The organism is Novosphingobium resinovorum (assembly GCF_027922145.1).
Classification (GTDB): Bacteria; Pseudomonadota; Alphaproteobacteria; order Sphingomonadales; family Sphingomonadaceae; genus Novosphingobium; species Novosphingobium resinovorum.
The window spans coordinates 116910-126817 of record NZ_BSFC01000008.1 but is presented as its reverse complement, the minus strand read 5'-3'; the positions used below and the strand labels follow the sequence as shown (position 1 = coordinate 126817).

Annotated in this window: 7 protein-coding genes and 1 pseudogene; 4 read left to right on the top strand and 4 right to left on the bottom strand. The window is 60.9% G+C overall.

Annotation, left to right across the window (positions count from 1 at the left end):
* Positions 1 to 48: 48 nt before the first annotated feature.
* Positions 49 to 270, bottom strand: a pseudogene (locus PKE80_RS04920) (winged helix DNA-binding protein); the annotation flags it as partial.
* A gap of 162 nt (positions 271 to 432) precedes the next feature.
* Here PKE80_RS04920 and PKE80_RS04915 point away from each other — a divergent pair.
* Entirely contained in the window at positions 433 to 2121 is a 1689-nt protein-coding gene (locus PKE80_RS04915) for a chloride channel protein (RefSeq protein WP_271181549.1), read from the top strand.
* A 250-nt stretch (positions 2122 to 2371) separates the two neighbouring features.
* Here the strand turns inward: PKE80_RS04915 and PKE80_RS04910 are convergent, their stop codons facing one another.
* Positions 2372 to 3661, bottom strand: coding sequence for a glycoside hydrolase family 27 protein (locus PKE80_RS04910; protein ID WP_271181551.1), 1290 nt, complete (start codon positions 3659 to 3661; stop codon positions 2372 to 2374).
* A gap of 129 nt (positions 3662 to 3790) precedes the next feature.
* Between PKE80_RS04910 and PKE80_RS04905 the strand changes: the two genes are divergently transcribed.
* Complete coding sequence (locus tag PKE80_RS04905; protein WP_271181548.1) at positions 3791 to 4084, top strand: hypothetical protein; 294 nt, start codon at positions 3791 to 3793, stop codon at positions 4082 to 4084.
* 287 nt (positions 4085 to 4371) lie between these two features.
* Positions 4372 to 4647, top strand: coding sequence for an HU family DNA-binding protein (locus tag PKE80_RS04900; protein WP_271181550.1), 276 nt, complete (start codon positions 4372 to 4374; stop codon positions 4645 to 4647).
* Here the strand turns inward: PKE80_RS04900 and PKE80_RS25380 are convergent.
* Positions 4637 to 5131 (bottom strand): hypothetical protein, encoded by a 495-nt coding sequence (locus tag PKE80_RS25380; protein WP_271181547.1) that lies wholly within the window; start codon positions 5129 to 5131, stop codon positions 4637 to 4639. The genes PKE80_RS04900 and PKE80_RS25380 overlap by 11 nt on opposite strands.
* A 798-nt stretch (positions 5132 to 5929) precedes the next feature.
* Complete coding sequence (locus PKE80_RS04890; protein WP_271181546.1) at positions 5930 to 7186, bottom strand: TetR family transcriptional regulator; 1257 nt, start codon at positions 7184 to 7186, stop codon at positions 5930 to 5932.
* A gap of 374 nt (positions 7187 to 7560) precedes the next feature.
* Here PKE80_RS04890 and PKE80_RS04885 point away from each other — a divergent pair, with 374 nt between their 5' ends.
* Positions 7561 to 9888, top strand: coding sequence for a TonB-dependent receptor (locus tag PKE80_RS04885; RefSeq protein WP_271181545.1), 2328 nt, complete (start codon positions 7561 to 7563; stop codon positions 9886 to 9888).
* The last annotated feature ends 20 nt before the right edge of the window (positions 9889 to 9908 follow it).

The window sequence follows — 9908 nt, the reverse complement described above, 5'->3', positions numbered from 1 at the left end:
ACTGGCCTGGTTTTACTCCGCCCCGTGGCCGACTTTTGCGCCGCCGTTGACACCTGTGGCACTGTGCGGCTTCAGGATAAGACGCTCGGCGACATGGCCGATCGTGGCCGTCCCCGGCAGTGCCGCGCGGATCACCAACAGCGCCTGGTGCTGCTGTGGGGTCAGCCCGCATTGAGCCGCCTCGCCTTCGCTAAACGCCAGGAACTGCCGCAGTGAATAGCGGAAATCGGCGAGCGCGAGATAATCCGCGTCTGTCAGTTTGCTGGCCATAAGCTCAGTCCCGGCTTCGCGCCCTCTCTGTCAACCGTTGATATATATCGTGTTACGATATATTGCGCGAGCCACCCTGTCAGCGAGCCGAGCACTATCATGATTCCCGCGACCTCATTCCCCTCCCGTCGCCCTCTTGCCGATCACAGCGCGGATCGGCGCATGCTGCTGCTCGCGGCGGCGGCGCTGGTCGTCGGCAGTGGGGGTGCGATCGGGGCATGGGTGCTGCTCAAGGCGATCGCGATCGCAACCAATCTGTTCTGGTTCGGACGCCTTTCCGGCGCGCCCGTGCAGATCATAGACAACGTGCTGGGTCTGTGGCTGATCGCCGTGCCGGTGATTGGAAGCCTGATCGTGGGGCTGATGGCACGCTACGGGTCGGACAAGATTCGCGGCCACGGCATACCCGAAGCGATCGAGGCGATCCTCTACGGTGAGAGCCGCCTATCGCGTAAGGTTGCCTTGCTAAAGCCGCTGTCTTCAGCGATCTCGATCGGAAGCGGCGGTCCCTTTGGTGCTGAAGGACCGATCATCATGACCGGCGGCGCCATCGGATCGCTGTTCGCTCAGGCGTTCCATTTCAGCGCCGCCGAGCGCAAGACCTTGCTCGTTGCGGGCGCGGCAGCGGGCATGACGGCGATCTTCGGCACACCGATGGCGGCGATCCTTCTGGCCATCGAGGTGCTTCTCTTCGAATGGAAGCCGCGCAGCTTCGTGCCCGTCGTCATCGCCGTGCTCGTTTCGTGGCTCTGGCGGCCGCTCCTGATAGAGGCCGGGCCACTGTTTCCCGTCCACCATGCGATCGCCCTCGCCGCCCGGCATATCGGCCTGGCAGTAGCGGTGGGCGTTCTGGCCGGGACGCAGGCATCGCTGCTCTCAGGCGCGCTCTACAGGATCGAGGACATGTTTGCCCGGTTGCCCCTCCACTGGATGTGGTGGCCGGCTCTCGGCGGGCTGGCAGTGGGGCTGGGCGGCCTGATCGACGCCCATGTCCTGGGTGCCGGCTACGAGAGCATCCGGGGTCTTCTGGATGGTTCGCTCGCCATGCGGGTGGTGTTGGCGCTGCTGGTGGTCAAGGCGGTGGTATGGCTTATCGCACTGGGCTCAGGCACTTCGGGCGGCGTGCTCGCGCCGCTGCTGTTGCTGGGCGGCGCGCTTGGCTTCGTTCTGGGCCAGTACCTGCCCGGCGGGGGCGGCCTGTGGGCGCTCGCCGGAATGGCCGGAATCCTGAGCGGCGCCATGCGCGCGCCATTGACGGCGGCGCTGTTCGCGGTCGAGTTGACCGGTGATTTCGCTATGCTTCCGCTGACGCTGGCAGCGTCGGCAGGAGCTTACGCCATCAGCGTGCTGGTTATGCGCCGCTCGATACTGACCGAGAAAATTGCCCGGCGCGGCCGGCATATCCTGCAGGAATACACCGTCGACCAATTCGACTTTCTCCAGGCCGCGCAGTTCATGACATCTGAGCCGGAGGTGCTGGCCGGCAGCATGACCCTCGCCGATGCGGTCGTCTTTTTCAGAACCGATGCGCGCCATCGCAGCTACCCGGTTGTGGCCGAAGACGGCACGCTCACCGGTCTCGTTTCGCGCGCGGATGCGCTGCGCTGGCAGGTCGATAGCGTTCCGGCGGATGCCACGCTCGCCGACGCACTGTCCGACGCGTCGCAGACCTGCGGCAGCCCGCATGACCCGCTCAGCCGGATCGCGGATCTCATGATCGAGACGGGCATCGGTCGCATTCCGATTGTTGCCCCTGAGACGCAGCGGGTTGTCGGCATCCTGACCAGACACGACCTGCTGAAGGTCCGCAACGTGCATCACAGCCTCGAGACGATGCGGGCACGAACATGACCTGAGGTTTTGATATCGTGGCACTTTGCGCCTTGGCTCGGTTACGCAGTTGATCTGCGATATCGGCCTACACTGCGAAGGGCGTCGTCCGAACCAAGCCGAACGGCTGAGCCAGTCTGACTACGGCCATATAATCGGAAGGGCAGGTCCTAAAGCTGGTTGCGAGCCGCCGGAATTGGTGGCCGAGAGGCTGCTTAAAGTCTGCGATGCCCGTCCGGCGTGATCGCCGGACGGGTCATGCAAGACGGGTCTAGGTCAACCGGTAAAGAGCGCTTTCATGGGATTCCAGCTGCAAGGCGATGTTGCGCGTTTTGATTCCAAGATCTTGTCGGGCCCATATATCGCGGACCGATACAGTCTGGCCTGCGTTCAGTGCGGACAAGGGAATCGTCAGGTCCCGCGTGCCCTTGTCGAGGTTGAACACCCCTAGATAGCGGGCGCCGCTATGCTCGCTGGTCGCCGACCAGACGCGGATTCCGTCAAACAGAAAATGTGGCCGATTATCCCGACTGGCCTGATTCACGGCCAGAACTTCGGGGTTGGTCAGCAAGGCCAGAGTGGCACCGTCAAGGTGACGCAAGTCGCCGCCCATGATGAGGGGTGAGCGGGTGATCGACCACAGGCTCATCAGCGTTCGCTGTTCGTGCGGCGTGAAGCGAGTGTCGCGCTCTCCCAATGCAAGTCGGCCAAGAGGGAGCATGTCCGGGTCGGGCCATGACCCGGGGCCTCGATACGGCGTCCAGTTTTCCAGCCGGGTGAACTGCGCTTCGAGTTGTGGCCATTCGTCCCAGAAGTCGTCGGAAATGCGCCACATCTGCGCATAGCGACGGACATGGTCATGGTGCAGGACCGGCGTTTCACCAGGCGACAGGCTCAGCGTGATCGGCCTTCCGCAGCGGGCGATGGCCTTGGCGACGGCCTCGATCTCTGGCGCGTGCGCGTCGTAAGGGCGGCTCATGTCATCCATCTTCACGAACTCGACGCCCCAGGAGGCGTAGAGTCGGAAGAGGCCGTCATAGTATTCCTGAGCGCCCGGCTTGCTCATATCGACGCCATACATGTCCGGATTCCATGAGCAGATGCTTGAGGTATCCGCGATGTCCTGTGCCCGCAGGTGCGTCCCCATCACCGGAAGATTCTGCTTCACGGCGGCCCGCGCGATACCCCGCATCACATGGATGCCGAACTTCATTCCCATCGCATGAACTTTCGCCGCCAGCGGAGCGAAGCCCTTGCCGCTGTTTGCAGAGGGGAAACGATTGGGGGCCGGAATCAGGCGGCCATAGCCATCCAGCGCGGGGACGGGTGCTGCGTTGTACGTGTAGCTCTTCGCGTCTGGCTCGTACCACTGGATATCCACGGTGAATACGTCGTAGCCGAACGGCAGCAACGTATCCCGCATGATCGCTGCCGTTTCGAGAGCTTGCGCCTCTGTTATCGTGCCGGCGAAACTGTTCCAGCTATTCCAGCCCATGGGCGGGCGCGATGCCAGCGTGCCCGGCTTTACGTTGACAGCCGCTGCGACACCTTTGTGCGCCATTCCGGCCAAGGGGCCAGCGGCGGCGGAAAAAAGCGCCGCCCGACGAGATAGGTCCACCTTTAATATCCTCCCCGGCCTCGCTGCGAAAATTTGTCGGAGTAATGGAACTTCAACAGGGAACCTGTCAACATGACTAAACCCGAACGGCCATGGGGCCGACCGACGGGTCCCTCGGGGCGTCTTGGGCAGTTCATCGACGAACTCGATTTCGCGGGGGTGGGCACGGGCCCACATTCGGCATCGACCACCGCCGTAGGCTCGATCAAGATGCTTTCGACGTTTAACGGCCTGATATGTTATTCCGAAGGCGCAATCGCCTCATCGGCCCTGCCAACCAAACGTATGCCCTCGTCATCGTTCAGTTCCGCGGTGTCGCTGGTCAGGCAATATCGTGTCCCGAGCGATGGGCTTTCCGGCCCTTGATATCCCTCGAACCAGAAGATCGCGAGTTCGGCCGGGAAGCCTGCTGACGGACGACTTGAGAGCGGCAACTCGCTCCGCGCCGCCGCGGCGCTTGTTGCATGATCCGTACGGCTGTTCGGCCCGGAGGGTGGCACATATCCACGCGCTGTGGACAAAACGGCCTGGAGGAGCGTTTGATGCAACTGTACGGCTTTGAACGAGGTTTCAGTTGTTCCATGGTGGAAGACCGCACAGCCCGTAAATCAGCGTGGCCGGCGGAACACAGACATCGACAGGACGAACTTCTCATGAACAACAGCGATCTCGCCGACGCAATTGCCAACGATCACGGTATTGCCAAGACCGACGCCCGCAAGATTGTAGACGCCGTCTTTGACGCAATTGGCACTGCGGCCGCCAAGGGCGAGGAAGTCTCGCTCAACGGCTTCGGCAAGTTCAAGGTCAAGGACAGCCCCGAGCGGGAAGGTCGCAATCCTGCTACCGGCGAAGCAATGACCATCAAGGCTTCGAAGAAGCTGACCTTCACGGCCGCCAAGGCGGTCAAGGACAAGCTCAACGGCTGATGCGATACCGGTGGGCGGCGTATGTGGATTCCCAGCGCCGCCCCCCGGCCACAATATCTCCGTCGAGCTTCCGAGGCCGAGCGAATATGGTCGTATGGATTGCATTGGGCCAGCTAGGCTGATCTGGACGACCTGCATACGCCGCTCCGGCCAGATGGTTCGTAGGCCCCGCTGCGTGTCGATTACGCCAATGGCTGCGAAAGTTCACCGGAATCGCCTCGGACGCTGCGCTTGAAAACACCGCGATCTTGCCAGCGGGGATGTGATGCTCAAGTACCCCGACAGCTACACCAATACCGAACTGCTTGCGACGTAGCCGACGGATCAGGCGAACGCCATTCTCTTCCTTGTCAGCGATATGAGCAAGGCGATCACCGGGCGTGTACTGACGGTCGATAACGGCGCGTTCATGTAAAGAAGCGTGCCGGATTTCAAATAGAATTAGGCTGAAAAGATATGCAATAGCCGATCTTTTCAGCGGCAAGATCGCGATCGCACCGGAGGTGACAGCGGCATCGGCCTGGACGGCTTAACGTCGAAGAAGGCGCCCCGGATCACGATCGCGGACATCGCCAAAGAAGAAGGGCAGGCCCTGTCGCTGCGGAAGAGACCAGGCTTGCCATACTATCTCCGGCTGGCTTGATCGTCGGGGATGCAAAGTACCGGGTTCAGGTCGTATGCCGGGCTGCGCGGATCCAACGTGTTCAGGGAAGAGATGCGCGACCTCTCCGCTGGCGACCGAATTCAGTGGCGGTTTGTAAACCGCGAGCTCGGACTCAAGAATGCCGAGCGCGGAACTGTCGAACCGATAGAGGAAGTGTCGCGACCGTCCCACAGGATTGCAATGCGAAAGCCCAGGGTATCGACCCTTCCGTGCACATGGCCTGGGATCACGGATATGCCGAGACTGTCTACTGCGCGCAGTCGAAGGCCTGATGACCGGTCTTCGTCCTTGCCCCGATCGCATCCCCATTCGTTACCGGGCAGAACTACTAAACTGTGACCCCGCGGGCACGGTTCGGCGTGAAGCTGTGGACCGAGGACCGTAAGCTTCTGTTCGAAAGGCTCCATTTTCCGGGGCGCGTCGCTGGCTGGGCGTAATCTGCGGTTCAGATGATCGGCAGATGGCTGAACTTGCTGATCAACCATAATCGTAGTTTGGACCACGTCCATCATAGGTCCGGTGGTGCCGAGCGGTCTTGATAGCGCGTCAGCGATACGGCGCAAAATATTTCTTAAGTATATTTATCTTACTCATACTATGTATGTATGATATTTACGATTATTGGTTCCCGAATATCCAGGAAGCTCCTGAATTAAGGTTGCTAACAGTGATGCGAGTTTTTAGATTTACTGCAGTGTTGATTACGGCCGAGCCTTTGATCCAGATGGCGAAGGCGGATGCCTGGTCCCGGCCGATGGGCTTGAAGGTCGCTTCGAGGATACGACTGGTTCGATAAGTGCCCCAGCCGTCAAGTTCGCGCAGGAACACCACCAGCGGTTTGAGGGAAGGGCGCGAGCGCGCGAGCAGGCAGGTTTGAACTGTCAGCCGCGCATAGGTGCAATAGAACCCTGCGGGTTCGCCGTCATCCGCGCCCTGCAGGTGCCGGTTCAGGGCTGTCAGCCACTGCTGCACCGAGAGACGGCGTCCTTCGATGGTCCTGTTGGGGTCGAGTTCAGGAGGTATATCGGATAGCATGGCGCGCCAGATCGCTTCGTCCACGAAGGCATCCATCGAGCCGAAGTAGTAGGCAATCGCGGAATTCGACGCTCCTGCGTTGCGTGCCGTCGACCTTTGGTTGACCGCGCCGATTCCATTTTGGAGTATTTCCTCCCGGGCGTGAAACAGCAGGCGGTCACGAATGGAGCCGTTGGCATCGGGCGTGCCCGGCCCCAAAGGCGGAGGGACGACATTGAGCGTGTCGGCAATGCTGACTTCCTCGCGCTTGTTGGCGGACGGGCTAATTCCCAATAGGGCGCGTATAGTTTCTTTCAGAAGCAGGTCGTAACGCAAGCTTCCCTGAAGTGCGGTCGCGTAGCTTTCTTCCATGAGTGCGTAGTCGGCCAGGATCGCGGGCATATCGGGCTGAAGTCCGCATTGCAGGCTCGCTGCCTTCCAGAAGTCCCGGCGCATGGCGTGCCATGTGCCCAAAAGGCTTGCAATGTGGGCAGGCGCGGTTGTCGTCACCCAGGATAGCATGAAGCGGGGCACATCCGCTGTAGCCCTGGTCTCAACGTAATAGCAGAGGAAATCCCCGAGCGTCGTTTGCCCGACGGGAAGCGGAGAAAGTTGTTCCAGCAGGTCTGCATGGCTCGCCTCCTCGATGGCGATGGCCCGATCGAGGGCGGCGAGCATAAGGCCCTCACTGTTGCCGAATTTCTGAAAGATGTAGGCGGTGGAACAGCCTGATCGCGCGGCGATGGTACGCAGCGACAACTTGTCCAATCCCTGATGCGCGATCATCGCTATCGTGTGCATCACCAGCTGGTCCGCGATGGCGGCTGACGGTTCATTCTGTGAGGCATTGTCGTCTAACATCGATCGTATCTCGCTCACGTGAACTGGCGATTTCTGCCGTTCGATCCGTTTTGCACATGCCTGGCATGTGCACTCCTCTCTTTATGCGTCACGTCCCTCCCGATGCCAGATCAGGCTGGTTCAAAGCTGTGGGCACGGTCGAGATTCGATTGTAATATAACGACTGATCTAACTTCAACACGTTATATAGGCAGGATCTGCGTCAGGATTGTCCGAAAAATATAACGAATGACCTACTTGTAAACCAGTTACCTTGTGGTAAGTTGAGTCGGAGTTCGCGCACTGCCTTAGGGCCAAAAAATCAATCGCGCGGACGAGGAGAGCCTTCATCCGGCGACAAAGCCGGAAAGGAATGATGTCGGAGGGGACACCAAATGGCCTTGCAGAAGTTTCTGTCGTCCAGCGCCGGCGTGGCGCTGCTTGCCGTATCGAGCCATGCCGCTGCCCAGGAAGTACCGGTTTCAACGCCGCAGAGCGCATCCACGACTGCCGCATCGACCGAAATCATCGTCACCGCCCAGCGCCGCTCGGAGAGCCTGCAGCGTACACCCGTCTCTGTATCTGTCGTCACCGGTGACGCCCTTGCCAGACAGGCGATCGTGTCCGAGCGCGACCTCCAGATGGCGGCGCCCGGGCTGACGGTCGAAGCGCAGCAGAACGATAACCAGCTGAACTATTCCCTGCGCGGGCAGACGGTCGATACCTTCACCAGCTCGCTGCCCGCAGTCCTGCCTTATGTGAACGAGGTGCAGGTGGGAGGGGTGGGGCAGACGGCCTTCTACGACCTGCAGTCGGTGCAGGTGCTCAAGGGGCCGCAAGGCACCCTGTTCGGCCGCAATGCGACCGGCGGCGCGGTACTGTTCACCACGCGCAAGCCTACCGACGAACTGTCCGGCTACGGATCGGTGCGTTACGGCCGGTTCAACGACTTCCAGCTCGAAGGCGCGGTGGGCGGCGCGATCGTGGAGGACCAGGTGCTCGTGCGGGTGGCGGGGGTCTACCGGTCGCGGGACGGGTATCAGCTCAATCTCTACGACGGCAGCAAGCTGGGCAAGATCGAGCGGGAAGGCGTCAGGTTCAGTCTTACGCTCAAGCCGTCGCCCGATTTTACCAATGATCTTGTCGCGGAATACTACCATGACAAGGGCACCAACATTTCGGGTTCGGTGTCCTACGTCGTGCCGACGAGTGCCAATGCGCCGGGTTATCCTTTCGTCCCAACGAATGTGCTGTTCCCCGGTCTCGCCGATTTCGCGCAGGCGCAGCGCGAACGCGGTCCCTTCGTGGTCGACGTCGACTCGCTGGGGGATCACCGCATTTCGAAATGGGTGGTGTCGAACATTACGTCGTTCGAGATCGCGGACAATGTCACGCTCAAGAACGTGTTCGGTTATGTCCATGTCGGCTTCCTCGACGCGGGCGACCTCGACGGCACGTCCTACGGCATCGACGGACGCGGCAATGCGCAGACGGGCGCTCAGGGCAGCCGGGGCACGATCGAGCAGATCTCGGACGAACTGCAACTTGTGGGCAAGGCGATCGACGGGCGGCTCGAGTACGTCACCGGCGTCTACGCCGCCAAGATCACCGATCACACGCGCAACACCAGCTACATCCTGAACGAGCTTGGCCTGCCGCCCCAGATCAATGCGGGGACGACCACGAGCAAGGCCATCGCAGGCTACGCGCAGGGTACGTTCGACACGGGACTTGCCGGTTTCAAGGTGACGGGCGGCATCCGTTACACATCGGAAAAGGTCAGCTTCGTTCGCGACGCCGACGACCTGTTCTCCGCCGCGACCCATCCCGAATTCGCGCCGTTCTACGCCGACGGACGCTTCATCGATCCGCAGCGCGACACCTTCAACAAGCTAAGCTGGACCGCCGGCATCCAGAACCAGGTGACGCCGGACCTGCTGCTCTACGCCTCGTCGCGACGCAGTTTCCGCAGTGGCGGGTTCAACTTCCACGCACCGCCGACGCCGGGCTTCGCGGATGAATCTGGCGGCGAGTACCGCCCCGAGATCGCCACCGACGTCGAACTGGGCGCGAAGTTCCACGGCTATGCCGGAACGATGCCGGTCAATCTCAACCTGGCGCTCTACAACATGTGGGTGAAGAACGTGCAGCGCGCCTTCTACACCTCGATCTATGGCGGGCTGGCCGGCATCACCGTGAACGTGCCCAAGGCCAAGATCAGGGGCTTCGAACTCGACGGTAATATTCGGCCTGCCGACTGGCTGGTGATCGGCGGCAACGTCAATTACACCCACGCGCGTTTCACGGATAACGTAGTGTCGGTGATCGGCATTGACGGGACCAGCACCGGCACCGCCGTCTACGATACCTATCCGGATACGCCCAAATGGTCGGGCGTGTTCTATTCGGACATCACGATCCCGGTGAGCGAGCGGTTCAACGCTGTCCTTCATGGCGATGTCTACGCGCAGACTTCCAATTACTATAGTTCTACCGGCAAGTCGCTCAATCCGAACACCCAGATCCCGGGCTACGCGCTCGCCAACTTCCGGGTCGGGCTGGAGCAGAAGGAAGACGGCCTGTCGCTGTCGGTGCTGGTGAAGAACGCCTTCAAAAAGACCTACTACAGCGGCGGCATCGGCTTCGCGAGCCTGTTCGGCCTCAACTTCGTGGTTCCCGGTGAGCCCCGCACCTTCATGCTCGAAGCCCGCTATCGTTTCTGAATTTCGTAGAAAGCAGAGCC

Coding starts and splice junctions, on each gene's coding strand:
- PKE80_RS04915 (WP_271181549.1), top strand. CDS start 433: ATGCTGCTGCTCGCGGCGGCGGCGCTGGTCGTCGGCAGTGGGGGTGCG.
- PKE80_RS04910 (WP_271181551.1), bottom strand. CDS start 3,661: ATGGCGCACAAAGGTGTCGCAGCGGCTGTCAACGTAAAGCCGGGCACG.
- PKE80_RS04905 (WP_271181548.1), top strand. CDS start 3,791: ATGACTAAACCCGAACGGCCATGGGGCCGACCGACGGGTCCCTCGGGG.
- PKE80_RS04900 (WP_271181550.1), top strand. CDS start 4,372: ATGAACAACAGCGATCTCGCCGACGCAATTGCCAACGATCACGGTATT.
- PKE80_RS04890 (WP_271181546.1), bottom strand. CDS start 7,186: ATGTTAGACGACAATGCCTCACAGAATGAACCGTCAGCCGCCATCGCG.
- PKE80_RS04885 (WP_271181545.1), top strand. CDS start 7,561: ATGGCCTTGCAGAAGTTTCTGTCGTCCAGCGCCGGCGTGGCGCTGCTT.